The organism is Streptomyces sp. HUAS ZL42 (assembly GCF_040782645.1).
GTDB lineage: Bacteria > Actinomycetota > Actinomycetes > Streptomycetales > Streptomycetaceae > Streptomyces.
Genome location: NZ_CP160403.1, coordinates 7,194,502 through 7,221,033, shown reverse-complemented (window position 1 = coordinate 7,221,033; position 26,532 = coordinate 7,194,502). Strand labels below are relative to the sequence as shown.

General features: G+C 70.7%; 28 protein-coding genes and 1 riboswitch. Of the genes, 12 read left to right on the top strand and 16 right to left on the bottom strand.

What is annotated here, in order from left to right; genetic code table 11:
• Nucleotides 1–43: 43 nt before the first annotated feature.
• The gene (locus ABZO29_RS32830) at nucleotides 44–1,285 is read right to left on the bottom strand and encodes an NAD(P)/FAD-dependent oxidoreductase (protein ID WP_367323803.1); all 1,242 of its coding nucleotides are present in this window, start codon (nucleotides 1,283–1,285) and stop codon (nucleotides 44–46) included.
• A gap of 32 nt (nucleotides 1,286–1,317) precedes the next feature.
• Nucleotides 1,318–1,668, bottom strand: coding sequence for a hypothetical protein (locus ABZO29_RS32825; RefSeq protein WP_367323802.1), 351 nt, complete (start codon nucleotides 1,666–1,668; stop codon nucleotides 1,318–1,320).
• Between the two features lie 47 nt (nucleotides 1,669–1,715).
• Nucleotides 1,716–1,827, top strand: a riboswitch (TPP riboswitch).
• Here ABZO29_RS32825 and thiO point away from each other — a divergent pair.
• The 6 genes from thiO to ABZO29_RS32795 all read left to right on the top strand — a co-directional run bounded on the left by thiO (nucleotide 1,825) and on the right by ABZO29_RS32795 (nucleotide 7,645).
• Nucleotides 1,825–2,994, top strand: coding sequence for a glycine oxidase ThiO (gene thiO / locus ABZO29_RS32820; RefSeq protein WP_367323801.1), 1,170 nt, complete (start codon nucleotides 1,825–1,827; stop codon nucleotides 2,992–2,994). It overlaps the preceding riboswitch by 3 nt.
• Nucleotides 2,991–3,191, top strand: a complete 201-nt coding sequence (gene thiS / locus ABZO29_RS32815; RefSeq protein WP_367323800.1) for a sulfur carrier protein ThiS — start codon at nucleotides 2,991–2,993, stop codon at nucleotides 3,189–3,191. Before thiO ends, thiS begins: the two co-directional genes overlap by 4 nt.
• Nucleotides 3,192–3,194: 3 nt before the next feature.
• Complete coding sequence (locus ABZO29_RS32810; protein ID WP_367323799.1) at nucleotides 3,195–3,989, top strand: thiazole synthase; 795 nt, start codon at nucleotides 3,195–3,197, stop codon at nucleotides 3,987–3,989.
• 218 nt (nucleotides 3,990–4,207) lie between these two features.
• Nucleotides 4,208–6,136, top strand: coding sequence for a Stk1 family PASTA domain-containing Ser/Thr kinase (gene pknB / locus ABZO29_RS32805; protein ID WP_367323798.1), 1,929 nt, complete (start codon nucleotides 4,208–4,210; stop codon nucleotides 6,134–6,136).
• 34 nt (nucleotides 6,137–6,170) lie between these two features.
• Nucleotides 6,171–7,064, top strand: coding sequence for a deoxyribonuclease IV (locus ABZO29_RS32800; protein ID WP_367323797.1), 894 nt, complete (start codon nucleotides 6,171–6,173; stop codon nucleotides 7,062–7,064).
• Between the two features lie 77 nt (nucleotides 7,065–7,141).
• Nucleotides 7,142–7,645, top strand: coding sequence for a DUF4396 domain-containing protein (locus ABZO29_RS32795; protein WP_367323796.1), 504 nt, complete (start codon nucleotides 7,142–7,144; stop codon nucleotides 7,643–7,645).
• Between the two features lie 21 nt (nucleotides 7,646–7,666).
• On the opposite strand, the gene ABZO29_RS32790 is transcribed toward ABZO29_RS32795, so the two are convergent.
• The gene (locus tag ABZO29_RS32790; protein ID WP_367323795.1) at nucleotides 7,667–8,299 is read right to left on the bottom strand and encodes a sulfite oxidase-like oxidoreductase; all 633 of its coding nucleotides are present in this window, start codon (nucleotides 8,297–8,299) and stop codon (nucleotides 7,667–7,669) included.
• A 176-nt stretch (nucleotides 8,300–8,475) separates the two neighbouring features.
• On the opposite strand from ABZO29_RS32790, the gene bfr reads away from it, so the two are divergent.
• Entirely contained in the window at nucleotides 8,476–8,955 is a 480-nt protein-coding gene (gene bfr / locus ABZO29_RS32785; protein WP_367323794.1) for a bacterioferritin, read from the top strand.
• A 1-nt stretch (nucleotide 8,956) separates the two neighbouring features.
• On the opposite strand, the gene ABZO29_RS32780 is transcribed toward bfr, so the two are convergent.
• Together ABZO29_RS32780 and ABZO29_RS32775 are read right to left on the bottom strand one after the other, a co-directional pair.
• A complete protein-coding gene (locus tag ABZO29_RS32780; protein ID WP_367323793.1) occupies nucleotides 8,957–9,199 on the bottom strand; it encodes a bacterioferritin-associated ferredoxin in 243 nt (80 codons plus the stop codon).
• 122 nt (nucleotides 9,200–9,321) lie between these two features.
• Nucleotides 9,322–10,674 (bottom strand): class II 3-deoxy-7-phosphoheptulonate synthase, encoded by a 1,353-nt coding sequence (locus ABZO29_RS32775; RefSeq protein ID WP_367323792.1) that lies wholly within the window; start codon nucleotides 10,672–10,674, stop codon nucleotides 9,322–9,324.
• 107 nt (nucleotides 10,675–10,781) lie between these two features.
• On the opposite strand from ABZO29_RS32775, the gene ABZO29_RS32770 reads away from it, so the two are divergent.
• Nucleotides 10,782–10,838 (top strand): trp operon leader peptide, encoded by a 57-nt coding sequence (locus ABZO29_RS32770; protein ID WP_071528813.1) that lies wholly within the window; start codon nucleotides 10,782–10,784, stop codon nucleotides 10,836–10,838.
• A gap of 93 nt (nucleotides 10,839–10,931) precedes the next feature.
• Complete coding sequence (locus ABZO29_RS32765; RefSeq protein ID WP_367323791.1) at nucleotides 10,932–12,812, top strand: anthranilate synthase family protein; 1,881 nt, start codon at nucleotides 10,932–10,934, stop codon at nucleotides 12,810–12,812.
• Here the strand turns inward: ABZO29_RS32765 and ABZO29_RS32760 are convergent.
• From ABZO29_RS32760 to ABZO29_RS32740, 5 genes are all read right to left on the bottom strand, one after another.
• A complete protein-coding gene (locus tag ABZO29_RS32760) occupies nucleotides 12,764–13,759 on the bottom strand; it encodes a 2-hydroxyacid dehydrogenase (RefSeq protein ID WP_367323790.1) in 996 nt (331 codons plus the stop codon). The two genes, ABZO29_RS32765 and ABZO29_RS32760, sit on opposite strands and share 49 nt — an antisense overlap.
• A 70-nt stretch (nucleotides 13,760–13,829) precedes the next feature.
• Nucleotides 13,830–14,858, bottom strand: a complete 1,029-nt coding sequence (locus tag ABZO29_RS32755) for a 6-phosphofructokinase (RefSeq protein WP_367323789.1) — start codon at nucleotides 14,856–14,858, stop codon at nucleotides 13,830–13,832.
• Between the two features lie 109 nt (nucleotides 14,859–14,967).
• Nucleotides 14,968–15,639 (bottom strand): response regulator, encoded by a 672-nt coding sequence (locus ABZO29_RS32750; RefSeq protein ID WP_367323788.1) that lies wholly within the window; start codon nucleotides 15,637–15,639, stop codon nucleotides 14,968–14,970.
• Entirely contained in the window at nucleotides 15,636–16,862 is a 1,227-nt protein-coding gene (gene macS / locus ABZO29_RS32745; RefSeq protein ID WP_367323787.1) for a MacS family sensor histidine kinase, read from the bottom strand. The genes ABZO29_RS32750 and macS overlap by 4 nt, the downstream gene beginning before the upstream one ends.
• 60 nt (nucleotides 16,863–16,922) lie before the next feature.
• Nucleotides 16,923–17,690 carry a lysophospholipid acyltransferase family protein gene (locus tag ABZO29_RS32740; protein ID WP_367323786.1) on the bottom strand — a complete coding sequence of 256 codons (768 nt, stop codon included), beginning with the start codon at nucleotides 17,688–17,690 and terminating at the stop codon, nucleotides 16,923–16,925.
• Nucleotides 17,691–17,851: 161 nt separating this feature from the next.
• Here ABZO29_RS32740 and ABZO29_RS32735 point away from each other — a divergent pair, with 161 nt between their 5' ends.
• Entirely contained in the window at nucleotides 17,852–18,631 is a 780-nt protein-coding gene (locus ABZO29_RS32735) for an alpha/beta hydrolase (RefSeq protein WP_367323785.1), read from the top strand.
• Nucleotides 18,624–19,217, top strand: coding sequence for a hypothetical protein (locus ABZO29_RS32730; RefSeq protein WP_367323784.1), 594 nt, complete (start codon nucleotides 18,624–18,626; stop codon nucleotides 19,215–19,217). Before ABZO29_RS32735 ends, ABZO29_RS32730 begins: the two co-directional genes overlap by 8 nt.
• A gap of 22 nt (nucleotides 19,218–19,239) precedes the next feature.
• Here the strand turns inward: ABZO29_RS32730 and ABZO29_RS32725 are convergent, their stop codons facing one another.
• The 6 genes from ABZO29_RS32725 to ABZO29_RS32700 form a co-directional block, all read right to left on the bottom strand.
• Nucleotides 19,240–19,998, bottom strand: a complete 759-nt coding sequence (locus tag ABZO29_RS32725; protein ID WP_367323783.1) for an endonuclease/exonuclease/phosphatase family protein — start codon at nucleotides 19,996–19,998, stop codon at nucleotides 19,240–19,242.
• A 154-nt stretch (nucleotides 19,999–20,152) separates the two neighbouring features.
• On the bottom strand, nucleotides 20,153–21,106 hold the full coding sequence (locus ABZO29_RS32720) for an ROK family glucokinase (RefSeq protein WP_367323782.1): 954 nt from the start codon (nucleotides 21,104–21,106) through the stop codon (nucleotides 20,153–20,155).
• Between the two features lie 137 nt (nucleotides 21,107–21,243).
• A complete protein-coding gene (locus tag ABZO29_RS32715) occupies nucleotides 21,244–21,744 on the bottom strand; it encodes a DUF5304 domain-containing protein (protein WP_367323781.1) in 501 nt (166 codons plus the stop codon).
• Nucleotides 21,745–21,801: 57 nt separating this feature from the next.
• Entirely contained in the window at nucleotides 21,802–22,971 is a 1,170-nt protein-coding gene (locus ABZO29_RS32710; protein ID WP_367323780.1) for an ArsA family ATPase, read from the bottom strand.
• A gap of 73 nt (nucleotides 22,972–23,044) precedes the next feature.
• Nucleotides 23,045–23,485 (bottom strand): SRPBCC family protein, encoded by a 441-nt coding sequence (locus ABZO29_RS32705; RefSeq protein ID WP_367323779.1) that lies wholly within the window; start codon nucleotides 23,483–23,485, stop codon nucleotides 23,045–23,047.
• Between the two features lie 123 nt (nucleotides 23,486–23,608).
• Nucleotides 23,609–24,364, bottom strand: coding sequence for a metallophosphoesterase (locus ABZO29_RS32700; protein ID WP_367326310.1), 756 nt, complete (start codon nucleotides 24,362–24,364; stop codon nucleotides 23,609–23,611).
• 357 nt (nucleotides 24,365–24,721) lie between these two features.
• On the opposite strand from ABZO29_RS32700, the gene ABZO29_RS32695 reads away from it, so the two are divergent.
• A complete protein-coding gene (locus tag ABZO29_RS32695) occupies nucleotides 24,722–26,518 on the top strand; it encodes a long-chain fatty acid--CoA ligase (RefSeq protein ID WP_367323778.1) in 1,797 nt (598 codons plus the stop codon).
• Nucleotides 26,519–26,532: the final 14 nt, after the last annotated feature.

Sequence of the window (26,532 nt, the reverse complement as noted above, 5' to 3'; positions counted from 1 at the left end):
GTAGCCGAGCGCCCCCTCCGGGGGGACGCAGGCAGGGACCGCGCTACGCGACCGCCGCCTTCAGCGGCCTGGCCGGGTCGGCGAGCAGCCGCGGATTCATCGTCGTGCCCGCCTCGATCAGCCGCCTGCCCTGGGCCAGGTCCCTGGGGCGGCCCACCGCCAGCAGTGCGACCAGACGGCCGTCGCGCAGCCAGCAGACCGTCCAGGCCGGTCCGGCCGGATCACCACGCCACAGGGTGGTGTCGGCCGAGTGGTGGTGGCCTGCGTACTGGACGAAACGGCCGAACTGCTCGGACCAGAAGTACGGGACCGGGTCGTAGACCGCGGGGGGTTCGCCGGTGGCCTCGCCGACGATGTTGGTGGCGACCGTGCGCGGGCCCTGGAGGGCGTTGTCCCAGTGGTGGACCAGCAGGCGCTCGCCGTACCGTCCCGAAGGGAAGGAGGCGCAGTCGCCGACCGCGTAGACGTCCGGCGCGGAGGTGCGCAGGTGGTGGTCGGCCACGACCTCGCCGTACACGCCGAGCTCGATCCCCGACCCGGCCAGCCAGGTGGTGGCGGGCCGGGCTCCGATCCCGACCACGACGGCGTCCGCGGGCAGCCGCGAGCCGTCGTCGAGTACGACGGCACCGGGCTCGATGTGCTCCACGCGCGCGTGCGTGCGCAGCACCGCCCCGCTGTCGCGGTACCAGGCGGCCATCGGCGCGGCCACCTCGGCGGGCAGTGCCCCGGCCAGCGGGCGGTCCGCGGCCTCCACGACCGTCACCGCGCAGCCGGCCTCGCGCGCGGCGGTGGCGAACTCCGCGCCGATCCAGCCCGCGCCGACGACCACGATGTCGTGCTGCCGGGCGAGCACGGGCCGCAGCCGTTCGGCGTCGTCCAGGGTGCGCAGCAGATGCACTCCGGGCACGCCCTCGGTGCCCGGCAGCCGGATCGGTTCGGCTCCCGTGGCGAGGACGAGGACGTCGTACGGCACGGGCCCGGCGGCGGTGTCCAGTTCATGGTCGGCGGGGCGCACGCCGAGTACCTCGCGCCCCAGTTCCAGGTCGATGCCGAGCCCCTCGAAGTCGACGTCGAACGCTGAGCCCTCGGCCTTGCCGAGCAGGACGGCCTTGGACAGCGGCGGCCGGTCGTACGGCTGGTGGGGCTCCGCGCCGATCAGCGTCACGGTGCCGGAGAACCCCTGTTCCCGCAGGGCGACCGCGGTCTGCACCCCGGCCATGCCCGCGCCGACGACGACCACGCGCCGCGGTCCCGCCGTGCTCCGCTCCTGGCTCTGCTCGCTCACCTGATCACCATAGACAACTGACTATTTGTCAGTCAGCGGTCATGCTCAGTGACCTGCTCCACAACGCTCGTGCCGCTGCCAGGCTGCGACTCCCACTCCCAGGTCTCCTCGAGCCGCACCCGGCCGTCCGCGAGCTCCACCACGGTCGACACGCAGTGCCCGGACGAGGTCGTCCCGTCGTGCTTGAGCTGGACATAGCGGAAGTCGAGCCGGTCACCCTCCCGGGTACCCACCAGATGCCCGCGTACGACGTCGCCGCCCGCGTAATCGGCCCAGATCTCGCCGTCCTTCTCGTGGTAGACGAAACGGGTACGCGTGCCCACCTGGCCCGGGGCCTGGTCGGCGACGGGGGCGAGGACCAGACCGTCCAGCGAGCGGGGCATGGCGGAAGGCTCCCTTACAGAGGCGCGGAACGAAGGGCTAGGGTACGTAGAGCACTCGCGGGAGCCCGGACGCACCGGGCTGAGAGGGAGGCTGGCGGCCTCCGACCGTACGAACCTGATCCGGGTCATGCCGGCGAAGGGAGGGGCTGGACGCCCATGTCGCCCACGCGTACGTCAGACGTCCTTGTCATCGGGGGCGGGATCATCGGTCTGGTCACGGCGTGGCGGGCCGCACAGCGCGGTTTCGCCACGGCCGTCGTGGACCCGGAACCGGGCGGCGGAGCCGCTCAGGTGGCGGCCGGGATGCTGGCCGCCGTCACGGAACTGCACTACGGCGAGCAGACGCTGCTCGGCCTGAACCTCGCCTCGGCCCGCCGGTACCCGGACTTCGCGGCCGAGCTGACCGACCTCACCGGGCACGACCTCGGTTACCGCCAGTGCGGCACGCTCGCGGTGGCACTGGACGCCGACGACCGCGCCCATCTGCGCGAACTGCACGCCCTGCAACGGGAGTCGGGGCTGGACTCCGAGTGGCTGTCCGGGCGGGACTGCCGGCGCCTGGAGCCGATGCTCGCTCCGGGCGTGCGCGGCGGGCTGAGGGTGGACGGCGACCACCAGATCGACCCGCGGCGGCTGGCGCACGCGCTGGTGGCGGCCTGCGATCGCGCGGGAGTGACCTTCCACCGGGAGTGGGCCGAGCGGCTGTCCGTCGTACGGGACCGGGCCGCGGGGGTCGTCACGCGCGAGGGCGAGGTGCTGGGCGCGGGTCAGGTGGTGCTGGCCACCGGCAGCCTCAGCGGGCAGTTCGCCGGGGTCCCGGACGACGTACTGCCGCCCGTGCGGCCCGTGAAGGGGCAGGTGCTGCGGCTGACCGTGCCCGAGCGGTACGCGCCCTTCCTGAGCCGTACCGTGCGGGCCGTGGTGCGTGGCAGTCATGTCTACCTGGTGCCGCGTGAGAACGGCGAGCTGGTCGTCGGCGCGACCAGCGAGGAACTGGGCTGGGACACCACCGTGACCGCGGGCGGGGTGTACGAGCTGCTGCGCGACGCGCACGAGCTGGTCCCCGGCATCACCGAACTGCCGTTGACGGAGACCCGCGCGGGACTGCGCCCCGGCTCCCCCGACAACGCTCCGCTGCTCGGGCCGACCGAGCTGGACGGGCTGCTGCTGGCCACCGGTCACTACCGCAACGGCGTGCTGCTCACCCCGGTCACCGGCGACGCGCTGGCGTACGCCCTGACCACCGGTGAACTCCCGGACGAGGCCCGCCCCTTCACGCCCCGGCGCTTCGGCACGACGGCCGCTCTCACGGAGCGGTCCGCATGAACATCTCGGTCAACGGGGAGCGACGCGAGGTCGCTCCCGGCACGGCACTCGACGCCCTCGTGAAGTCCCTCACCGCGGCGCCCTCCGGAGTGGCCGCCGCCCTCAACGAAACCGTCGTCCCGCGCGCGCAGTGGCCGTCGACGTCCCTCTGCGAGGGGGATCGCGTCGAGGTCCTCACCGCCGTCCAAGGAGGCTGAACCATGGCCGACGATCCCTTTGTCCTCGGAGGTACGGCGTTCTCGTCCCGGCTGATCATGGGGACGGGCGGTGCGCCCAGCCTGGAGGTCCTGGAGCGGGCGCTGGTGGCCTCCGGCACGGAGTTGACGACGGTCGCGATGCGGCGGGTCGATCCGTCGGTGCACGGCTCTGTGCTGTCGGTGCTGGAGCGGCTGGGCATCCGGGTGCTGCCCAACACGGCGGGGTGCTTCACGGCGGGTGAGGCGGTGCTGACGGCCCGGTTGGCGCGGGAGGCGCTCGGCACCGATCTGGTCAAGCTGGAGGTCATCGCCGACGAGCGGACGCTGCTGCCGGATCCGATCGAGTTGCTGGACGCGGCGGAGACGCTGGTGGACGACGGGTTCACGGTGCTGCCGTACACGAACGACGATCCGGTGCTGGCGCGGAAGCTGGAGGACGCCGGGTGTGCGGCGATCATGCCGCTGGGGTCGCCGATCGGGTCGGGGCTGGGGATCCGTAATCCGCACAACTTCCAGTTGATCGTGGAGCGGGCGGGGGTGCCGGTGATTCTGGACGCGGGGGCCGGTACGGCGTCGGATGCGGCGTTGGCGATGGAGCTGGGGTGCGCCGGTGTGATGCTGGCGTCGGCTGTCACTCGGGCGCAGGAACCGGTGTTGATGGCTGATGCGATGCGTCACGCCGTGGAGGCGGGGAGGTTGGCTCGGTTGGCGGGCCGGATTCCTCGGCGGCACTTTGCGGAGGCGTCGTCTCCGGTTGACGGCTTGGCTGTGCTGGATCCTGAGCGTCCTGCGTTCTGAGCGGAGCCGCAGTCCCGGTTCGTCTCCCACCCGCGCACCACCCGTTTCCAGTCGGGCAAGAAGTGGAGCTCTCCCGTGGGGCGTTCTCGCCGTCGGCGGCCCTCGGTTTGGGGTGGTAGCGCTTTCTGCGTGTCTCCTCCGTCACAGGTCGGCTGCAGTCCCGATCCGATCCGGTGGAAGCGGCGGTGGTGTCGGTGGCGGCTCGTACACTCACCTGCGTGGATACGACCCTTCAGGACCCTCTCGTCGGGCGGGTGCTCGACGGCCGTTACCGCGTCGACGCACGGATCGCGGTCGGCGGGATGGCCACGGTCTACCGGGCCGTGGACACCCGCCTCGACCGCGTGCTCGCGTTGAAGGTGATGCACCCGGCGCTCGCGGCCGACGGGGCGTTCGTCGAGCGGTTCATCCGGGAGGCGAAGTCCGTCGCCCGGCTCGCGCACCCCAATGTCGTGCAGGTCTTCGACCAGGGCGCCGACGGGTCGTACGTGTACCTCGCCATGGAGTACATCGCCGGGTGCACGCTGCGTGACGTCCTGCGCGAACGCGGAGCACTGCAGCCGCGGGCCGCACTCGACATCCTCGAGCCGGTGCTCGCCGCGCTCGGCGCCGCGCACCGCGCCGGGTTCGTGCACCGGGACATGAAGCCCGAGAACGTGCTGATAGGGGACGACGGCCGGGTCAAGGTCGCCGACTTCGGGCTCGTGCGGTCTGTGGACACGGTCACCAGCACGACCGGTGCCGTGCTCGGCACCGTCTCGTACCTCGCTCCCGAGCAGATCGACCAGCCCGGCGCCGCGGACCCGCGCGTCGACGTGTACGCGTGCGGTGTCGTCCTCCACGAGATGCTGACGGGCGAAAAGCCGCACGACGGGGACTCCCCCGCCGTGATCCTGTACAAGCACCTCCACGAGGACGTGCCGCCGCCGTCGGCCCTCGTGCCGGGGCTGCCGTACGAGCTGGACGAGCTCGTCGCCTCGGCGACCGCCCGCACGCCGGACGTCCGTCCGTACGACGCGGTGGCGCTGCTCGCGCAGGCGCGGGAGTCCCGCGCGGCGCTCAGCGCCGACCAGCTGGACGCCGTACCGCCACAGGCGGTCTCCGCCGGGCACCACAACGCCGACGACCGTACGAGCGTGATACCGCGTTCGCTGACGGTGCCGCGGCCGCTGCCCGTCAACGAGGACGACGAGCCTCCCCTGAACCGCACCAGCCGGCTGCAGAGCCCGCCGCCGCTGCCGCCACGGCGGCGGTTCTCGCGGCCCGGGCGCGGCCTCGTCACGGTCATCGCCGCCGTCCTGCTGGTCTTCGGCGTCGGCGCGGGCGTCTGGTACATCAACTCCGGCCAGTTCACCAAGGTCCCGCCACTGCTGACCAAGACGGAGAAGCAGGCCCGGGAGCGGCTCGAGGCGGCCGGGCTCGGGGTCGGGACGATCAAGCACGCCTACAGCGACACCGTGCAGCGCGGCTCGGTCATCAGCACGGATCCGGCGCCGGGCACCCGTATCCGCGACAACGACTCGGTGTCGCTCACCATCTCCGACGGCCCGGAGACCGTGAAGGTGCCCGATGTGAAGGGCTACCGGCTGGACAAGGCGAAGGCCCGGCTCAAGAGTGACGGGCTGGAGCCGGGCATGGTCACCCGGGCCTTCAGCGACGACGTCATCAAGGGCTTCGTGATCAGCACCGAACCCGAGGCGGGCACGGAGCGGCACGCGGGCTCGGCGATCGCGATCGTCGTCAGCAAGGGCAGCCCGGTGGACGTCCCGGACGTCACCGGCGAGGACCCCGAGGACGCCCGGGCGGAGCTGGAAGAGGCCGGACTGAAGGTGGAGATCTCCGCCGCGGAGGTCAACTCCGAGTACGACAAGGGCAGGGTCGCGGCGCAGACCCCGGGGGCGGACAAGCAGGCCGCCGAGGGCGACACGGTGACGCTGACACTGTCCAAGGGGCCGGAGATGGTCGAGGTCCCGGACGTGGTCGGAGACAGCGTCGACGACGCCAAGCAGCAGCTGAAGGACGCCGGCTTCGAGGTCAGGGAGGACCGCGGGATCCTCGGGCTGTTCGGTGACACCGTCAGGAAGCAGTCCGTGGCGGGCGGCGAGACGGCGCCCAAGGGGTCGACGATCACGATCACCATCCGGTGATCGGGCGGGCGCCGGCCCATGACACCCTGAACGGGTGACGAGTCAGCAGTCCGGCGTTCCCGCTCCCTTCCCCTCCCGCAACCCCGTCGGCGGTCATGTCCCCGTGGCCGGCGGCCTGCGTTCGGTGGGGCTGTCGTACGCCCATGACCTCAAGGCGGAGACCGTGCAGGTCTTCGTCGCCAACCCGCGCGGCTGGGCCACGCCCGCCGGGAACCCGCGGCAGGACGAGGCGTTCCGGGAGGTGTGCGAGGCCGAGTCGATCCCGGCGTACGTGCACGCCCCGTACCTGATCAACTTCGGCTCGCACACCGAGGCGACCGTCGAGCGGTCCGTGGAGTCGCTGCGGCACTCGCTGCGGCGCGGGCGGGAGATCGGGGCGCTGGGCGTGGTCGTGCACACGGGGAGCGCGACCGGCGGGCGGGAGCGGGCGGTGGCGCTGAAGCAGGTGCGGGAGCGCTTGCTGCCGCTGCTCGACGAACTCACCCATGACGACGACCCGTTCCTGCTCCTGGAGTCCACCGCCGGACAGGGCGCCTCGCTGTGTTCGCGGACCTGGGACTTCGGGCCGTACTTCGAGGCGCTGGACGCCCATCCGAAGCTGGGCGTGTGCCTGGACACCTGCCATGTCTTCGCGGCCGGCCACGACCTGACCGGTCCGGACGGCATGCACCGGACCCTCGACCTGCTGGTGGACACGGTCGGCGCGGGGCGGCTGAAGCTGATCCACGCCAACGACTCCAAGGACGTGGTCGGCGCACACAAGGACCGGCACGAGAACATCGGCGCCGGCCACATCGGCGAGGACCCGTTCCGGGCGCTGATGACGCACCCGGCCACGGAGGGCGTACCGCTGATCATCGAGACGCCCGGCGGCAAGGAGGGCCATGCGGCGGACGTGGAACGGCTGAAGAAGCTCCGGGATTCCTGACGCGTTGAGGAATACCCCAGGGGGGTATACGGTTCTTGCTCGGTGCAGGAACCGTAACCCGGGCATTGGGGGCACTCATGGAGCACGAGGCGCACACGGCACACGCTCACCGTCACGAGGAACATCAGCACGGGCCCGGCACGACCGCCACCTGGCCCATGGCCGCCCAGGCCACCCTTCACTGCCTGACCGGGTGCGCCATCGGCGAGGTGCTCGGCATGGTGATCGGCACGGCGCTCGGCTGGGCCAACCTCCCCACGACGGTCCTGGCGATCGTCCTGGCCTTCTTCTTCGGCTACTCGTTCACCCTGCGCGGCGTACTGAAGGCGGGCGTCGGCCTGCGCGCGGCCGTCCGGGTGGCGCTGGCCGCGGACACCCTGTCGATCGCCGTGATGGAGCTGGTCGACAACGGCGTGATCGTGCTGTGGCCCGGCGCGATGGACGCGGAACTGGGCGACCTGCAGTTCTGGGGCGCGCTGGCGATCTCACTGGTGATCGCCTTCGTGGCCACCACGCCGGTCAACAAGTGGATGATCGGCCGCGGCAAGGGGCACGCGGTGGTCCACCAGTACCACCACTGAACCGCCCCCGAGGGCCAGGACTCAGAGTTCGGGGCCGTCCCCGGGCCCCTCCTGGTACGAGTACCGCTGTTCCTTCCACGGGTCGCCGATGTTGTGGTAGCCGCGCTCCTCCCAGAAGCCGCGGCGGTCGGCGGTCATGTACTCCACACCGCGGACCCACTTGGGGCCCTTCCAGGCGTACAGATGAGGGACGACCAGACGGAGCGGAAAGCCGTGTTCCGCCGTCAGCAGTTCGCCGTCCTTGTGGGTGGCGAAGATGGTCCGCTCGGACGCGAAGTCCGCGAGGCGCAGGTTCGAGCTGAATCCGTACTCGGCCCACACCATCACATGGGTGACATCGGGAGCCGGCGGGGCGGTCTCCAGGATCGTCCGTGCCGGGATCCCGCCCCACTCCGCGCCGAGCATGCTGAACTTCGTGACACAGTGCAGGTCGGCCACGACGGTGGTGTACGGCAGGGCCGTGAACTCCTCGTGGTTCCAGCAGTGCTTCTCACCGTCGGCGGTGGCACCGAAGACCCTGAACTCCCAGCGTTCGGGCCTGAACTTGGGCACGGGCCCGTAGTGTGTGACGGGCCAGCCCCGCTGCAGTCGCTGCCCCGGCGGAAGCTCTGACCGTGCCGCTTCTCCAGATTCGCGCTCCACCGGATGACCCATGACTCCATCCTGACAGACCCCGGGCAGTGCACATGACCAGCCATGTCCAGAAACGGGCAACTCCGACTAAGCATGGACTAACTTACTAAGTATGCACTTACTGGACGATCTTCGATGCCGGTGCAATCATGCGGCCGTTCGCTCCCCCTGTCCCTCCTGTGGAAGGAGCCTCTGCGATGCAGGGTGACCCCGAGGTTCTCGAGTTCCTCAACGAGCAGCTGACGGCCGAGCTCACGGCGATCAACCAGTACTTCCTGCACGCGAAGATGCAGGAGAACTTCGGCTGGACCAAGCTCGCCAAGTACACGCGGCACGAGTCGTTCGACGAGATGAAGCACGCCGAGGTGCTCACCGACCGGATCCTGTTCCTGGAGGGCCTGCCCAACTACCAGCGGCTGTTCCATGTGCGCGTGGGCCAGACGGTCCGGGAGATGTTCGAGGCCGACCGGCAGATCGAGGTCGAGGCGATCGACCGCCTCAGGCGCGGCATCAAGGTGATGCGCGAAAAGGGTGACATCACGTCCGCGAACATCTTCGAGTCGATCCTCGCGGACGAGGAGCACCACATCGACTACCTCGACACACAGCTGGAACTGCTGGAGAAGCTCGGTGAGGCGCTGTACATCGCGCAGCTGATCGAGCAGCCGGAGAGCTGAGCTACGCGGCTTCCTCGAGCCCTTCGAGGGCCGCGAGGACGGGCTTGCCCTGGTCGGCGAGCTCACGGCGGGGACATGCGCCCCGGCCGAGAATCGCCTGGATGCGACGGACACAGGAACCGCAGTCCGTGCCGGCCTTGCAGGCGGAGGCTATCTGGCGGGGCGTGCAGGCGCCGTCGTCCGCATGCTGCTGGACCTGCGCTTCGGTCACTCCGAAGCAGCTGCACACGAACACGCGGTTCACCTCCCGCCGAGATCAATAAGGATAACCTAACCTTACCCGGCGTCCTGTGGTCGCAAAAGTGCTGAGGGGCGCGGATCGTATGTGATCCGCGCCCCAGTGCATGCCCTGTAACAGGCGAACCGCTACTGGTCCCTGTACATCTCCGCCACGAGGAACGCCAGGTCCAGCGACTGGCTGCGGTTGAGCCGCGGATCGCAGGCCGTCTCGTAGCGCTGGTGCAGGTCGTCGACGAAGATCTCGTCGCCGCCGCCGACGCACTCGGTGACGTCGTCGCCGGTGAGCTCCACATGGATGCCGCCCGGGTGGGTGCCCAGCGACTTGTGGACCTCGAAGAAGCCCTTGACCTCGTCGAGCACGTCGTCGAAGCGGCGGGTCTTGTGACCGGAGGCCGCCTCGAAGGTGTTGCCGTGCATCGGGTCGGTCACCCAGGCCACCACCGCGCCGGACGCCGTGACCTTCTCGACCAGCTCGGGAAGCCGGTCGCGGATCTTGTCGGCGCCCATGCGGACGATGAAGGTCAGCCGGCCCGGCTCACGGTCGGGGTCGAGGCGCTCGATGTACTGCAGCGCCTCCTCGGCCGTCGTGGTCGGGCCGAGCTTGATGCCGATCGGGTTGCGGATCCTCGACGCGAACTCGATGTGCGCGTGGTCCAGCTGCCGGGTGCGCTCACCGATCCACACCATGTGCGCCGAGACGTCGTACAGCTGCCCGGTGCGGGAGTCGACGCGGGTGAGCGCGGACTCGTAGTCGAGCAGCAGAGCCTCGTGCGAGGAGTAGAACTCGACGGTCTTGAACTCCTCCGGGTCGGCCCCGCACGCGTGCATGAAGTTCAGCGCGTTGTCGATCTCCCGGGCGAGCTGCTCGTAGCGCTGGCCGGACGGCGACGACTTCACGAAGTCCTGGTTCCAGGCGTGCACCTGGCGCAGGTCGGCGTAGCCGCCGGTGGTGAAGGCGCGCACCAGGTTGAGCGTGGAGGCGGAGGCGTTGTACATCCGCTTCAGGCGCTCGGGGTCCGGGACGCGGGCGGCCTCGTTGAAGTCGAAGCCGTTGACCGAGTCGCCGCGGTACGTCGGCAGGGTCACGCCGTCACGGGTCTCGGTGCCCTTGGAACGCGGCTTGGAGTACTGGCCGGCGATGCGGCCGACCTTCACCACGGGCACGGACGCGGCGTACGTCAGCACGGCGCCCATCTGCAGCAGGGTCTTGAGCTTGTTGCGGATGTGGTCGGCGGACACCGCGTCGAAGGCCTCGGCGCAGTCGCCGCCCTGGAGGAGGAACGCCTCTCCCTTGGCGACAGCCGCCATCCGGGCGCGCAGCTGGTCGCACTCGCCCGCGAAGACGAGCGGCGGATACGACTCGAGGTCCGCGATCACTGCGCGCAGAGCCTCGGTGTCGGGGTACTCGGGCTGCTGCGCCGCGGGCAGGTCTCGCCAGGTGTTGCCAGCGCTCGCGCTGGTCTTAGCGTTCACGGTCACGCCCTCAACATTACGGGGTCGTGTCGAGTCGTTTTCGTCCGGCTCGACAGGTGAGACGGCCCCTCGCTCACCTGTCGCCCCACTGATCGTGCGGTAGGGTGCCTGCCATGTTCGCGCACTCGACCCAGAACTGGTGGTGGACCGCTCATCCGGCGGCCCACTGACTGCGCGTACGCAAGACTTCGCGAAGGCCGCCCGAGGGGCGGCCTTCGGCGTTTCCGGGGCCCGTTCCTCCCAGCGAGAAGGAAAACGGACCCATGCAGCTGCTCGACCTGCTCGACGATCCCCGCCCGTTCGCCCTGCTGCGCCGCCGCACGCCGGGCCACGACGAGAACACCGTGGAGGTGTTCCTCGGCCCGGTCGCCGCACACGACCGCCTCGCCGACCTCCCCGACGAGGGCCTGGCCCTCGTCCCCTTCCGCCAGATCCGCGAGCGCGGCTTCGACGTCCGCGACGACGGCACGCCCCTGACCGTGCTCACACCCGAGGAGTCGTACGGCATCCCGCTCGCCGACGCTCTGGAACAGCTCCCGTCGCACGAGGTGCGCGTCGAGGGCGGCGGCTTCGACGTCGCCGACGAGGAGTACGCGCGGATCGTCGGACGGGTGCTGCACGACGAGATCGGCCGGGGCGAGGGCGCGAACTTCGTGATCCGCAGGACGTACGGGGGTGAGATCCCCGGGTTCTCCAGGGCCGACGCCCTCGCCCTGTTCAGGCGGCTGCTGGAGGGCGAGCGGGGCGCGTACTGGACGTTCGTCGTCCACACCGGGGAGCGCACGCTCGTCGGCGCCAGTCCCGAGGTGCATGTGCGGATGTCCGGCGGCACGGTCGTCATGAACCCGATCAGCGGGACGTACCGCTATCCCGCCGAGGGGCCCACCCCCGAGCACCTGCTCGACTTCCTCGCCGACGGCAAGGAGATCGAGGAGCTGTCGATGGTCGTCGACGAGGAGCTCAAGATGATGTGCACCGTCGGCGACATGGGCGGGGTCGTGGTGGGCCCGCGTCTGAAGGAGATGGCGCACCTCGCGCACACCGAGTACGAGCTGCGCGGGAAGTCCTCGCTGGACGTGCGGGAGGTCCTGAAGGAGACCATGTTCGCCGCGACCGTCACCGGTTCGCCCGTGCAGAACGCCTGCCGGGTCATCGAGCGGCACGAGGTCGGCGGCCGGGGCTACTACGCCGGCGCGCTCGCGCTGCTGGGAAGGGACACCGGCGGCGCCCAGACCCTCGACTCCCCCATCCTCATCCGCACCGCCGACATCGACGCGGCGGGACGGCTGCGCGTGCCGGTCGGCGCCACGCTCGTACGCGGCTCGGATCCGGCGAGCGAGGTCGCGGAGACGCACGCCAAGGCGGCGGGGGTGCTGGCGGCTCTGGGCGTACGTCCGTCGCGGCCGCGTGACGAGCGGGCGCGGCCCCGGCTGGCGGACGACCCGCGGGTGCGTGCGGCGCTGGACGGGCGCCGGGCCTCGCTGGCGCCGTTCTGGCTGCGGATGCAGGAGCGGTCCGAGGAGGTCACCGGTCATGCCCTGGTGGTCGACGGGGAGGACACCTTCACCGCGATGCTCGCCCACGTGCTGCGGTCGAGCGGCCTCGAGGTCACCGTCCGGCGCTACGACGAGCCCGGACTGCGGGCGGCCGTGCTCGCGCACGGGGGGCCGGTGGTCCTCGGGCCCGGCCCCGGTGACCCGTCCGACGTGGACGACCCCAAGATGAGGTTCCTGAGGGAGTTGACCGCCGAGGTGATCCGGGGACACCGGCACGGCGTCCTCGGCGTCTGCCTCGGGCACGAGCTGATCGCGGCCGAGCTGGGGCTCGAGATCGTACGGAAGGAAGTGCCGTACCAGGGCGCGCAGACGACGATCGACCTGTTCGGGCGGACCGAGACGGTCGGCTTCTACAACAGTTTCGTGGCGCGCTGCGACGACGAGGCGTGCCAGGAACTGGCCGCCCACGGCATCGAGATCAGCCGGGCCGGCAACGGCGAGGTGCACGCCGTACGAGGACCGGGGTTCGCCGGTGTGCAGTTCCACCCGGAGTCGGTCCTGACCCTGAACGGCGCGTCCGTCGTGCGGGAGCTGGTCGGTCAGGTGCGCGGCACCAGCACGTTCTCGGAGCGGCGGCCCGCCCGGTAGTCCAGCACGTTCCTGACCGTGGCCTCGACGATCTGGCTCACGGCGTCCTCGGTGTAGTACGCCTGGTGGGACGTGACCAGGACGTTCGGGAAGGTGACCAGGCGGGCCAGCACGTCGTCCCCCACGGCCTCCAGGGACTTGTCGACGTAGAAGAGGCCTGCCTCCGCCTCGTAGACGTCCAGTCCGACGCCGGTGAAGCGGCCCTCGCGCAGTTCGGTGACGAGGGCCGCGGTGTCGATCAGGCCGCCGCGGCTGGAGTTCACCAGGATCGCGTCGTCCTTCATCGCCTTCAGGGCGTCGGCGTCGAGGAGGCGCTGGGTCTCCGGCATGAGTGGAACGTGCAGGGTGACGAGGTCGGACTCGGCGAGGAGCTGGTCCTTGGAGACGTACCTCATGCCGAGTTGCATGCAGGCGGGGTTCTCGGCGATGTCCCAGCCGAGCAGCCGCATGCCGAAGCCGTGGGCGATCCGCGTGAACGCCTCGCCGATCTTGCCGGTGCCGAGGATCCCGGCGGTACGGCCGTGCATGTCGCGGCCCAGCAGGCCGTCGAGGCGGAAGTCGAAGTCGCGGGTGCGGGTGGAGGCCCGGACGACACGGCGGTTGACGGCCATGGCGAGGGTCCAGGCGAACTCGGCGACCGAGTACGGCGAGTAGGACGACACGCGGGCGACCGTCATGCCGAGGCGCTCGGCGGCCCCGAGATCGATGTTGTTGAAGCCGGTGGAGCGCTGGGCGATCATCCGTGTGCCGCCCGAGGCGAGGGTCTCCAGGACGCGGGGGCCCAGGTCGGCGTTGACGCTGGAGGAGACGACCTCGTAGCCGGCCGCGATCGGTGCGGTGTCCTCGTTGAGGAGGACGTCGAGGCAGCGGATCTCGTGGTGGCCCTGGAAGGCATGCTCGATCATGGGCTTCTCGTCCGCCTGGACGCCGAAGGCGAGGATCTCCATGAATGCTCCCGTTCTGCGGGGTTATGGGCAGAATACAAGGCCGACAACCCCGCATCGCCGGTGCATCTCCTCAGCCGAAGAAGACCCCCACCTCCTGGTACAGCTTCGGGTCGACCGTCTTCAGCCTGGCCGTGGCCTCCGCGATCGGGACGCGCACGATGTCCGTGCCGCGCAGGGCGACCATCTTGCCGAACTCGCCGTCGTGGACGCAGTCGATGGCGTGCAGGCCGAAGCGGGTGGCGAGCCAGCGGTCGAAGGCGCTGGGGGTGCCACCGCGCTGGATGTGCCCGAGCACCGTCGTCCGGGCCTCCTTGCCGGTGCGCTTCTCGATCTCCTTGGCGAGCCACTCGCCCACGCCGGACAGCCGGACATGCCCGAAGGAGTCGAGCGACTCGTCCTTCAGCACCATGTCGCCGTCCTTCGGCATGGCGCCCTCGGCGACGACCACGATCGGCGCGTACGAGGCCTTGAAGCGAGAGGTGATCCAGGCGCACACCTGGTCGAGGTCGAAGCGCTGCTCGGGGATGAGGATGACGTTGGCGCCGCCGGCGAGGCCGGAGTGCAGGGCGATCCACCCGGCGTGACGACCCATCACCTCGCAGACCAGAACGCGCATATGGGACTCGGCGGTGGTGTGCAGGCGGTCGATGGCCTCCGTCGCGATGCCGACCGCGGTGTCGAAGCCGAAGGTGTAGTCGGTGGCGGACAGGTCGTTGTCGATGGTCTTCGGTACGCCGACGACGGGCACGCCGTACTCGTCGGTGAGGCGTGCGGCGACACCGAGGGTGTCCTCGCCGCCGATCGCGATGAGCGCCTCGACATCCTGCTTGGCCAGGTTCTCCTTGATGCGCCGGATGCCGCCCTCGACTTTCAGGGGGTTGGTGCGCGAGGAGCCCAGGATGGTGCCGCCGCGGGGCAGGATGCCGCGCACCGCGGGGATGTCGAGGCGGACGCTGTCGTTCTCGAGAGGTCCTCGCCAGCCGTCCCGGAAGCCGACGAAGTCATAGCCGTACTCCTGCACGCCCTTGCGGACGACGCCCCGGATGACGGCGTTGAGCCCGGGGCAGTCGCCGCCTCCGGTCAGTACTCCGACCCGCATGGAAATGTCCCTTCGCCGCGGTTGCCTGCTGAGGGCCACGCTAATGGTGATCCAGCTCACACAGGGATGGGCGTGAAGGGCAATTCCGGTGAATTGTCAGGCGGTTCGTTTACTCGTCGTCAAGCCCGCGCTCTATCGCGTACCGCACCAGCTCCACCCGGTTGTGCAACTGCAGCTTGCCGAGGGTGTTCTGAACGTGGTTCTGGACCGTGCGGTGCGAGATGACCAGACGCTCGGCGATCTGCTTGTAGCTCAGGCCCTTGGCGACCAGCCGGAGTACCTCGGTCTCGCGGTCGGTGAGGCGGGGCGCCTCCGAACCGGTCTCCGGGGCGGGCGCCGGATCGGAGGCGAGGCGCCGGTACTCACCGAGGACAAGGCCCGCGAGCCCCGGCGTGAAGACGGGGTCGCCGACGGCCGTCCGGCGCACCGCGTCGAGCAGTTCCTCCGTGGACGCCGACTTCAGCAGGTAGCCGGTCGCGCCGGACTTCACCGCCTCGAGCACGTCGGCGTGTTCGCCGCTCGCCGACAGCACCAGCACGCGCAGCGCCGGGTTCGCGCCGACCACCTCCTTGCAGACCTGCACGCCGGGCTTGGCGGGCAGGTTCAGGTCGAGCACGAGGACGTCGGGCACCGCGGCCTTGGCGCGGCGCACGGCCTGTTCGCCGTCGCCCGCGGTGGCGACCACCTCGAAGCCGGACTCGGCCAGGTCGCGGGCGACCGCGTCGCGCCACATGGGGTGGTCGTCGACCACCATGACCTTGATCGGGCCCTTGTCACTCATCGCCGTCCTGCCTTCCCCCGTGTCTTCTTCGCGTCCTTCGGCACCGTCAGCTCGACCTCCGTGCCCTGCCCGGGAGTCGAGACCAGCTCGGCGCTGCCGCCGAGGTCACGCAGCCGGCCCCGGATCGAGAGGGCCACACCGAGCCGCCCCTCGCCCTCGGCCTGCGCGAGCCGCCCCTCCGGGATGCCGGGCCCGTCGTCCCGCACGGTCACGATCACCGAGTCGGGCTCGTCCTCGACGAGGATCCACGCGCGCGCGTGCTCCCCCGCGTGCTTGCGTACGTTGTCCAGCGCGGCCCCGACGGCCGCGGCCAGCTCCTTCGCGGCGGCCGGGGGCAGCGGCACCGGGGCCCCGGGCTCGGCGAGGCTGACCTTCGCGGCGGCGTACGGGGCGAGCAGCGTGCGGAGATCGACCGGAGCGTCGGAGTCGTCCGGCTCCTCCACCGCTCGTACGACGGCCCCTTCGGCCACGTCCTCCGACGCCCGTGAGACCGGCACCAGCCCGCCGGAGACCAGCGTGCGCAGCGCCACCTCCTGCTCGCCGGCCATCCGGCCCAGCTCGGCCGCCTCGCCGCCGATGACCGCGCCGCGCCGCTGCACCATGGCCAGCACCTGCAGGACGCTGTCGTGGATGTCCCGGGCGAGCCGCTCCCGCTCCCGGGTCGCGGCCTCGATCTCCAGGGCGCGGGCGAGGGTGCGCTCGGAGGCGCGGGCGACCTCGACGACGTACCCGATGGCGATGGAGGCGACCCAGACGAGGATCACGTTGTGGACGGTGTCGCGGGCCGGGGTGCCGCGCTCGACCAGGTTGGCGACGGCGACGGCCGTCGAGGCGAACGCCGCCCAGCGCCAGCCGCCCTTGATGGCGAAGGCGAGGACGGAACCGGCGGTCCATATCGACGGAAGCGTCGGACCGCCCTCCGTGATCCGCTGGTGCGAGTCGGCGACGGGCGTGAGCAGGATGCCGGTGAGCGCGACGGTGAGGTCGACGGCGAGGAACCGCTTGGTGCAGGCGGCGGCGTTGGCGACCCTGGGCAGGGTGGCCAGCGTCCACACGAAGAGCACGACGTAGTAGCCGATGGCGACGCCGGGGCGGGCGAACTCGTCGTACGCGGTGGCGAAGAGGCCGACCGCGTACAGCATCGTCAGAACCCGGTAGGCGGTGAGCGCACGCCACAGCGGCTGCTCGACCGACATCCGCATTACCCGCTCACGCTTGGCCATGACGCCCCACCCCACCCCACCCCGGCCCGAGACCCCAGACTGCCCTGTCCAGGACCCGGACTACTGCTGTTCGGCCTTCTTTTCCTTCTCCGCCCGTTCCTTCTGGGCCTGCGCGAGTGCGGCCTTGGCGGCCTTCTCCGCTTCCTTCCCGGCCTTCGACGCCTCCGCGAGCCGGCGCTTGGCCGCGGTCGCGTACATGTCGACGTACTCCTGGCCGGAGAGCTTCATGATCTCGTACATGACCTCGTCGGTCACCGCGCGAAGCACGAAGCGGTCGTGGTCCATCCCCTGGTAGCGGCTGAAGTCCAGGGGCTTGCCGATGCGGATCCCGGGCCGCATCACCTTCGGGACGACCTTGCCGGGCGGCTGGATCTTCTCGGTGTCGATCATGGCGACCGGGATCACGGGCGCACCGCTGGCGAGCGCCACGCGCGCGAGGCCGCCGGGCTTGCCGCGGTAGAGACGGCCGTCGGGCGAGCGCGTGCCCTCCGGGTAGATGCCGAACAGCTCACCGCGCTCCAGCACCTCCAGCCCGCTCCTGATCGCCGCCTCGCCCGCGCCGCGCGCGCCGGAACGGTCCACCGGGAGCTGCCCGACGCCCTTGAAGAAGGCCGCCGTCAGCCGTCCCTTCACGCCGGGCGTGGTGAAGTACTCGGCCTTGGCGATGAAGGTGACCTTGCGGTCCAGGACCGCGGGGAGGAAGAACGAGTCCGAGAAGGACAGGTGATTGCTCGCCAGGATCGCGGGGCCCTCGGCGGGAACGTTCTCCAGGCCTTCCACCCAGGGTCTGAAGACGAGCTTCAGCGTCCCCCCGACGGAAACCTTCATCGCGCCGTACAACAACCGAGTGCCTCCTGTATGTGTTGATCAGACCTTAACCCGGAGTGCGCTCGAAGAACCCGACGGCCCTGGTCGGTGTCAGTGCGGTCGCGTACGGTGAAGCCACACCCGGACGCGTTCATGTCCCTATCACGAACAGGAGACCGAAGGTGCCGGTCCTTCCTGGAGCCGAGCCGTACCGCCATGACGGCGGGGAGGTCGGGGTCCTCCTCTGTCATGGTTTCACCGGTTCCCCCCAGTCGCTGCGCCCCTGGGCGGAGTACCTGGCCGGGCGCGACCTGACCGTCTCACTGCCGCTACTGCCCGGGCACGGCACTCGCTGGGAGGACCTGCAGCTCACCGGCTGGCAGGACTGGTACGCGGAGGTGGACCGCGCCCTGCGCGACCTGCGCGACCGCTGCGCCCGGGTGTTCGTGGCGGGACTGTCCATGGGCGGCGCCCTCGCCCTGCGGCTCGCCGCGAAGCACGGGGACGGCGTCTCCGGAGTCGTGGTCGTCAACCCGGCCAACAAGGTGCACGGTCTGGCCGCGCGTGCCCTTCCCGTCGCCCGCCACGCCGTCCGCACGACGAAGGGGATCGCCAGCGACATCGCCAGGCCCGGCAGCGTGGAGATCGGCTACGACCGGGTGCCGTTGCACGCGGCGCACTCCCTGCGGACGTTCTTCCGCCGTGTCGACGGGGAGTTGCCACAGGTCACCCAGCCGCTGCTGCTCCTGCACAGCGTGCGGGACCACGTGGTGCCGCCGGCCGACTCCGCGCGGATCCTGAGCCGGGTGTCGTCGACGGACGTAAAGGAGGTCCTCCTGGAACAGAGCTACCACGTGGCGACGTTGGACCACGACGCGGACCGGATCTTCGAGGAGAGCTACGCGTTCATCGCCCGGCTCGCACCCAGTGTCGGCAAGGAAGGGACCACGGCAGGTGGCTGAGCACGACTCCGAGCGCGAGGACCGCGAGGACCGCGAACCCCAGGCAGAGCGGGAGAACCGCGAGCCGGAGGAGCAGAGCGTGCCCTTCGACGAGGAGGCCGCCTGGGCGGCGATCGTCGCGGGCTTCGGCGAGGAGCCGAAGGACCCGCCGGGCAGCAAGCCGTTCAAGTCGGTCGAGGACCTGGCGCTGCTCGAGTCCGAGACGAACGACGAGGATCCCGGCGAGCAGAAGAAGCCCGCCAAGCCGCTGGGCAGCTCCGTCTCCTTCGCGCCCGGCGTCGGCCCGCGCGACTACACGGCCGCCGAGCCGTCCGACGACGACTTCGACGAGGACGACGAGGGCCACTTCGTACCGCCCGAGCCACCGCCGCTGCCGACCGCCGACGCAACGGCGAAGTTCGCCTGGCTCGCGGTGATCGGCGGTCCGCTGCTGCTCCTGCTCGCGGTGCTGCTCGGCTGGGACATGACCTGGTGGCTCACGACGCTCGGCATCGGGGGCTTCCTCGGCGGCTTCGTCACGCTGGTCACGCGCATGAAGACCGACGACGATGACGACGGGGATCCGGGGCGCGGCGCGGTGGTCTGACGTGGCCCGCCGGTCTGATCCTTCAGGCCGCGGGAATTCTGAGGGCGGCCAGGACCGGAAGGTGGTCCGTGGCCGCCCTCAGGTCTGTCCCGGTCACGCCGGGGTGACCGAGGGGCACCCCGCACCCCAGCACCTCCACACCCTTTGTTGCGAAGATCGCGTCGATGCGCCGGTGGGGGTCGGTGCGCGTCCAGGTGTGCTCGCCGCCCCAGGGGGCGACGGGCCGGCAGTCCTGGAGGCTGTCGGCCAGCCGCCGGAAGGTGCGACCGCCGGGGCCCTCGTTGAGGTCGCCGCCCGCGATCGCGTGCTCCGTGCCCATTCCGGCGAGCCGGTCGAGGAGCATGCCGCCCTGCTCGTACCGCTCGTCCTTCTGCAGGCTGAGGTGGCAGCTCAGGACGCCGAGCCGGACGCCGCCGAAGCGGACGACCGCCGTCGCGAAGCCGCGTCGGTGCAGGCCGGGGGTGAGGGGCAGCAGGACGTCCTCGGTGCGTTCCACTGTGGCGCGGAGGGTGCACAGGATCGCCGGGCCCGCGGCTGTGGCGCCGCCGGAGAGGATCACTTGCCCGGATGCGGCGGCGAGTCTGGCGAGTTTCTTGCGCCAGCGGAAGAACCGGGGGGCCTCCTGGATCAGGACCAGGTCCGGGGTGCAGGCGTTGATGATCCGGGCGAGGGCGGTGGTGTCGTCGCGCATCGAGCGGATGTTGTAGGTGAGGACGCGGATGATGGCCGAACCGTCGGAGTCGGTGCTGGACTTGGGGAGCAGCGGGGTCGAGGGCGCCATGTGGATCAATGTACGCCCAGGAGCTCGGGCGCATTTGTCCGTTTGCGACTCCGGGTGCGTGGTGGCGCGTCACGCCCACGCGACGGAGCGGCATGTCGATACAGCCCCGCGCCCCTCAGGGGCGCGGGGAATCACCGTCGGTCCGAAGTGACCCTCACATGATCGGGTCGGGCTCCCGCGCCAGGTCCGCCGCGCCCACCAGCCCGGCCTTGTTGCCCAGGCGGGCGGCGAGGACGTCGGCGACCGGGCGCCAGTTGCCGCCGACCAGCCAGCGCTTGTACGACTTGCGGATGGGGTCGAGGACGAGCTCGCCCTCGTCGGAGAGGCCGCCGCCGACGATGAACGCGGAGGGGTCGAAGAGGGAGGCCAGGTCGGCGAGGCCCGCGCCGACCCAGCGGGCCAGCTCGCGGTAGGAGTCGACGGCGACCGGGTCGCCCTGGCGGGCGGCCATGGAGATGTGCTTGCCCTCGATGCCCTCGGGGGTGCCGTCACCCAGGCCGAGCAGGATCTCGGCGTTCTCGGGGGTGGCGTTGGCGCGCTGCTTGGCGTATCTGACGAGGGCGCGCCCCGAGGCGTACTGCTCCCAGCAGCCCTGCGAGCCGCAGCCGCACAGCAGCCCGTCCGGCACCATGCGGATGTGCCCGAACTCGGCGGCCACGCCGAAGTGCCCGCGGCGCAGCTTGTTGCCGATGATGATGCCGCCGCCGAGGCCGGTGCCGAGCGTGATGCAGATGACGTTGCGGTGGCCCTTGCCCGCGCCGAACCTGTACTCGCCCCAGGCGGCCGCGTTGGCGTCGTTCTCCACGACGACCGGGAGGCCGACGCGCGCCTCGACCTTCTCCTTCAGCGGCTCCTGGCGCCAGTCGATGTTGGGCGCGAAGTAGACGGTGGAGCGCTGCCGGTTGACGTAGCCGGCCGCTCCGATGCCCACGCCGACGATCTCGTGGCCGGCGCGCGCGCCCTCCACCGCCGAGGCGATGGCGTCCACGATGGCCTCGGGCGTGGTGGGGGTCGGCACCTTGAAGGTCGAGAGGATGTTGCCTTCCTCGTCGACCACGCCGGCCGCGATCTTCGTGCCGCCGATGTCGACGCCGATGGTGAGTCCCATGAATCCCTCAGTTCCGGTCGAGCCCCGCTACGGCCAACCGTACCCGAGGCCCTGCCGTCCGATTCCCGTCGTCCGCCTGGCGGGCGGGCGGGGGCCGGCTCCACGGGGGTGCTCCCGCGCGAGCGCGGTCGGGGCCGTCAGTCCAGGTCGATGCGTTCGCCCGGGCCGGTGCCCTCGCCGCCCTCGCGGCGCTCGTCCAGGTCCTTGTGCATGTCCTGCGTACGAGCGGTCCAGCGCTGCTCCTGAGCCTGGACCGCGGAGCGGTAGGCGGCGAGCAGTTCGTTGCCGGCCGCGGCGAGATGGTCGAAGACGTCCGGATTGCGCTCGATGACGGGCTCGACGGCGGACTTCGCCTGCTGCACGACCTGGCGCACCACCTGCTGGGCGGCCGGCCCGGCCACCGCCCCGAACAGCGGCGACTGGAGCGACGACAGCTTGTCGCTCACGGCGTCGACGAGCTTGCGCAGTTCCTCGGCTGCCGAGCCCGGGGGCGGGCCGTACTCGGCGCGGCGACGCGCCTTCTCCGCCTGCAGGTCCTCCTCGCAGGCCGTGGCCCAGGCGTCGTCGTCGGTGGCGCGAGGCACCTCGTCGGCCGCCTCGTGCACGGTGGCGTCTGACGGGGGGAGCTCTTCGCTCATGACGGACTCCTGACTACGGTTCGTCTCTACGACGTTACCCGAACGGGGGTACGTGGTTCACCGTGTCCGCGGCCACATCTGCGGATCCGGCGCGAACCGGATGCGCAGCTCGTCCTCGCGCAGCGCGGCCCCGTCGACGGTGCACCGGCGCAGGGCGGAGGGCAGCGGGACGATGCGCCGGAACTGCCCGGCGGTGACGACGAGTTCGTCGCCGCGCCGGATGAGGTCGAGCTCCTCGCGTATCGCCCCGGGGAGGGGGATGTGCCACACGAGCACGCCGTCCTCACCGAGCCGGTCGGTGACGGGCCACTCGACCGGGGATGCGGCCGCGTTGACGCCGGGAACGGGGAGCGCGGCGAGATCGTCGGTGCCGCGGGGGTCGCGGCCGAGGTGGGGGACCCGGTGCGGGCCGTACGTCTCCTGCCACTCCTCCAAGGTCTTGCGTTGCTGGGCGATGAGCCCGGCGAGCCAGCTGTCCGCGGCACCCTCGGGCAGGACGCGGTTGGCGACCAGCGACTCGGTGCGCAGGCCGCGCAGGGCGAGGCCGAGTCGGGCCGTGCGTACGGCGTCGGCGCCGGCCGGTCCCGGCTCGGCGACCAGGCGTACGACGGTGTCGCGGTCGGCGACGACTGCTTCCACGGCGGCGAGTTCGAGGTCCCAGCGGCCGGTTGTCTCGTACAGCCACTCCGCGGGCATGGGGACGCCCGCGAGCCGCCCGAGGACGGGGCGCAGGGCGCGGGCCGCCTGCCGTTCGGCCGGGAGCAGGCGGCGCAGGTAGCGGCGCAGTTCCTCGGGGAGGGCGAGGAGGGCGAGGGCCTGCGGGGTCGGAGGCAGGTCGACCACGAGGAGGTCGTGCGCGTCGGAGAGCGCGGCGTCCCGCAGGGCGCGCAGAAGGGCGAGCTCCTCGGCGCCGGGGAGGGGCGTGACCTCCTCGGGGTCCAGGCGGGAGGCGCCGAGGAGGTCGAGGACGGAGGCCGCGCGGTCCTGGAAGGCGGCGAGGTCGTCGCGGAAGCCGGCGGAGGCGTCCGGGCGCCAGGCGGTGAGGTTCGGGATGACGGGGGTCGGGGTCGCGCCCGTCGTCACCCCGAGTGCGCCGCCGAGGGTGTCCGTGCGGTCGGCGCTGAGGACGAGGGTGCGGGTGCCCTCGCGGGCCGCGTGCAGCGCGGTGGCGGCCGCGATGGTCGTACGGCCGCTGCCGCCGGGGCCCGTGATCAGGATGGTGCGCATGAGGGTGAACGGTAACGGACGCGGAGGTTCAGCCCTGCTGCGCGGGGCTGGGCAACGCCCGGTCCCGTCTGTCCTACGTGCCCGACTCCACCCGCTTCTTCAGCCCTGCCAGCGCCCGGTCGATGATGACCTTCTCGGCCTTGCGCTTGATCATGCCGAGCATCGGAATCTTGACGTCCACCGTCAGCCTGTACGTCACCTCCGTCGTCCCCGCCCCCGCCGGCTTCAGGATGTACGAGCCGTCGAGGGAGCGCAGCATCTGGGACTTCACCAGTGTCCAGGAGACCTCGTGCTCTCCGGTCCATGTGTACGCCAGCGTCTGGTCGTCCTTGATCGCCCCCGCGTCCATGACGAGCCGGACCTGCTCGGCGCGGCCGGCCTCGTCGGTCTTGAGGACCTCCGCCTCCTTCACCTCGCCGGTCCAGTCCGGATAGCGGGCGAAGTCGGAGATCACCCCCATGACATCGGCCGGTGCCGCCTCGATCGTGATGCTCGAGCTGGTGTGTTCCGCCATCGCCGTGGCTCCTCCAGATGCGGGCCGGTAATGAGAAGTCCCCGTGCGCGAGCCTGCGCACGTGTGTGCAGCGTGAAGGCTACCGCGCACCGCCCGACCGGATGTCACCCCACCTGGGAGGTCTCAGAATTCAAGCGCCCACGGCCGCCCCGTCCCCGCGAAGTGCCCGACGTTCACGCACTCGGTCGTCCCGACCCGCATCCGCCGCACCAGAGGCTGGTGGACGTGTCCGAACAGCGCGTACCGGGGGCGGGTGCGGCGGATCGCCTCCAGCAACGCCCTGCTCCCGCGCTCGAAACGCCGTGCCACGGTGTCGTACACCAGCTCGGGCACCTCCGGCGGGATGTGCGTGCACAGCACGTCCACCTCTCCCACCGCCTCGACCTTCGCCGCGTACTCCTCGTCGCTGATCTCGTAGGGCGTGCGCATCGGCGTCCGCAGGCCGCCGCCCACGAAGCCGAAGACCCACCCGCCGATCTCGACCCGCTCGCCGTCGAGAACCGTCGTGCCCGGTCCGGCGTACTCCGGCCACAGGCGCGGCATGTCGACATTGCCGTACGTCGCGTACGTCGGGGCGGGGAACGCCGCGAACATCTCGGCGTACTGCTTGCGTACCGCCTTCTCGATCATCGTGGCCCGGTCGCCCTCGATCCCGCCCCACAGCCGGGCCCCGAGCCGCCGTGCCTCGTCGAAACGGCGAGCGGTGCGCAGTTCCACGAGCCGGTCCGCGTTCTCGACGCCGAACAGGTCGGGGAAGATCCCGCGCGAGTGGTCGGCGTAGTCCAGGAACAGCACCAGGTCGCCCAGACAGATCAGGGCGTCCGCACCCTCACCGGCTCTGGCCAGATCACGGGCGTTGCCGTGCACGTCACTGACCACGTGGACGCGGGTCCTGCCGTTACGGGCGGATGTGGGTGCCATGACGATCAAGGGTAGGCGTGTGGGGCATACGTGAACAGTGCCGTCAGGGCCTGTGGTTACTGGCTAGTCAGTTAGTGGGTGGACTACCGTACGCAAAGCAACACCAATCTGTGTGACGCAGCGAACATCTCGCCGGAACCCCCTGTCGAAGAAGCCATACCGGCGGGTAACGTCCGGGCAGTCCAGTCGTGCTCAGGATTTCAACCAATGGGCCCCACGGCCCCTGGCGAAACCTGGAGCACCTCCCCGAGCCTTGGACCAGACCGTCGCATCACACAACGTCGTGGCGCCGGCGCCCTATGAGGAGCAGCAGTCTTGCGCGAGTTCAGCCTTCCGGCTTTGTACGAGGTCCCTGCGGACGGCAACCTGACCGACATCGTCCGCAGAAACGCCGCGCAGCATCCCGACGTCGCCGTGATCGCCCGCAAGGTGGGCGGTGCATGGCAGGACGTGACGGCCAAGGCCTTCCTGGCCGAGGTGCACGCGGCCGCCAAGGGTCTCATCGCCTCCGGCGTGCGGCCGGGAGACCGGGTCGGCCTGATGTCCCGCACGCGCTACGAGTGGACGCTCCTCGACTTCGCCATCTGGAGCGCAGGCGGCGTCACCGTGCCGGTGTACGAGACCAGCTCGCCCGAGCAGGTGCAGTGGATCCTCTCCGACTCGGGCGCCACCGCCTGCATCGTCGAGCTGGACAACCACGCGGCCGCCGTCGAGTCGATCCGCGACCGGCTGCCCGCCCTCGAGCACGTCTGGCAGATCGAGGCCGGCGGGGTCGAGGAGCTGGGCCGGCTCGGCAAGGACGTCACCGACGCGACGGTCGAGCAGCGCAGCTCGCAGTCGAAGGCCGACGACCCGGCGACCATCGTCTACACGTCCGGCACCACCGGCCGCCCCAAGGGATGTGTCCTCACCCACCGCAGCTTCTTCGCCGAGTGCGGCAACGTCGTCGAGCGGCTCAGGCCCCTCTTCCGCACCGGCGAGTGCAGCGTTCTGCTCTTCCTCCCCCTCGCGCACGTCTTCGGACGGCTCGTCCAGGTCGCGCCCATGATGGCGCCGATCAAGCTGGGCACCGTCCCCGACATCAAGAACCTCACCGACGAGCTGGCCGCGTTCCGCCCGACGCTGATCCTGGGCGTCCCGCGAGTCTTCGAGAAGGTCTACAACTCGGCGCGCGCCAAGGCGCAGGCGGACGGCAAGGGCAAGATCTTCGACAAGGCGGCCGACACGGCGATCGCCTACAGCAAGGCCCTGGACACGCCGTCTGGCCCGTCCCTCGGCCTGAAGATCAAGCACAAGACGTTCGACAAGCTCGTCTACAGCAAGCTGCGCGCGGTCCTCGGCGGCAAGGGCGAGTACGCCATCTCCGGTGGCGCCCCGCTGGGCGAGCGTCTGGGTCACTTCTTCCGGGGCATCGGCTTCACGGTCCTGGAGGGCTACGGTCTGACCGAGTCCTGCGCCGCCACCGCCTTCAACCCCTGGGACCGGCAGAAGATCGGCACGGTCGGCCAGCCGCTGCCGGGTTCCGTGATCCGGATCGCGGACGACGGTGAGGTGCTGCTGCACGGCGAACACCTGTTCAAGGGCTACTGGAACAACGAGGGCGCGACCGCCGAGGCCCTGACCGACGGCTGGTTCCACACCGGTGACATCGGCACCCTCGACGAGGACGGCTACCTGAGGATCACCGGCCGCAAGAAGGAGATCATCGTCACCGCGGGCGGCAAGAACGTCGCCCCGGCCGTGATCGAGGACCGTATCCGTGCGCACGCGCTGGTCGCGGAGTGCATGGTGGTGGGTGACGGGCGGCCGTTCGTGGGCGCGCTGGTCACCATCGACGAGGAGTTCCTGGGCCGCTGGGCGACCGATCACGGCAAGCCGGCGGGTTCCACCGCGGCGTCGCTGCGTGAGGACGCGGACCTGCTGGCCGCGATCCAGTCGGCGGTCGACGACGGCAACGCCGCGGTGTCGAAGGCGGAATCGGTGCGGAAGTTCCGCATTCTGTCCTCCCAGTTCACGGAGGAGTCGGGCCACCTGACGCCGTCCCTGAAGCTCAAGCGCAACGTGGTGGCGAAGGACTACGCGGACGAGATCGAGGCGATCTACCAGAAGTAGTCACAGGGTGTCCG

Bases quoted from the DNA above. Each gene is read 5' to 3' on its own strand.
- ABZO29_RS32720 (WP_367323782.1), bottom strand. From the start codon at position 21,106: ATGGGACTCACCATCGGCGTCGACATCGGCGGCACGAAGATCGCGGCC.
- ABZO29_RS32725 (WP_367323783.1), bottom strand. From the start codon at position 19,998: ATGGCGCCCTCGACCCCGCTGCTCCCCAAGTCCAGCACCGACTCCGAC.
- ABZO29_RS32705 (WP_367323779.1), bottom strand. From the start codon at position 23,485: ATGGCGGAACACACCAGCTCGAGCATCACGATCGAGGCGGCACCGGCC.
- thiO (WP_367323801.1), top strand. From the start codon at position 1,825: ATGTCGCCCACGCGTACGTCAGACGTCCTTGTCATCGGGGGCGGGATC.
- ABZO29_RS32740 (WP_367323786.1), bottom strand. From the start codon at position 17,690: ATGAAGGTTTCCGTCGGGGGGACGCTGAAGCTCGTCTTCAGACCCTGG.
- ABZO29_RS32790 (WP_367323795.1), bottom strand. From the start codon at position 8,299: ATGGGTCATCCGGTGGAGCGCGAATCTGGAGAAGCGGCACGGTCAGAG.
- ABZO29_RS32750 (WP_367323788.1), bottom strand. From the start codon at position 15,639: ATGAGTGACAAGGGCCCGATCAAGGTCATGGTGGTCGACGACCACCCC.
- ABZO29_RS32755 (WP_367323789.1), bottom strand. From the start codon at position 14,858: ATGCGGGTCGGAGTACTGACCGGAGGCGGCGACTGCCCCGGGCTCAAC.
- bfr (WP_367323794.1), top strand. From the start codon at position 8,476: ATGCAGGGTGACCCCGAGGTTCTCGAGTTCCTCAACGAGCAGCTGACG.
- ABZO29_RS32765 (WP_367323791.1), top strand. From the start codon at position 10,932: ATGCAGCTGCTCGACCTGCTCGACGATCCCCGCCCGTTCGCCCTGCTG.
- ABZO29_RS32760 (WP_367323790.1), bottom strand. From the start codon at position 13,759: ATGGAGATCCTCGCCTTCGGCGTCCAGGCGGACGAGAAGCCCATGATC.
- macS (WP_367323787.1), bottom strand. From the start codon at position 16,862: ATGGCCAAGCGTGAGCGGGTAATGCGGATGTCGGTCGAGCAGCCGCTG.
- ABZO29_RS32710 (WP_367323780.1), bottom strand. From the start codon at position 22,971: ATGCGCACCATCCTGATCACGGGCCCCGGCGGCAGCGGCCGTACGACC.
- ABZO29_RS32810 (WP_367323799.1), top strand. From the start codon at position 3,195: ATGGCCGACGATCCCTTTGTCCTCGGAGGTACGGCGTTCTCGTCCCGG.
- ABZO29_RS32825 (WP_367323802.1), bottom strand. From the start codon at position 1,668: ATGCCCCGCTCGCTGGACGGTCTGGTCCTCGCCCCCGTCGCCGACCAG.
- ABZO29_RS32715 (WP_367323781.1), bottom strand. From the start codon at position 21,744: ATGAGCGAAGAGCTCCCCCCGTCAGACGCCACCGTGCACGAGGCGGCC.
- ABZO29_RS32795 (WP_367323796.1), top strand. From the start codon at position 7,142: ATGGAGCACGAGGCGCACACGGCACACGCTCACCGTCACGAGGAACAT.
- thiS (WP_367323800.1), top strand. From the start codon at position 2,991: ATGAACATCTCGGTCAACGGGGAGCGACGCGAGGTCGCTCCCGGCACG.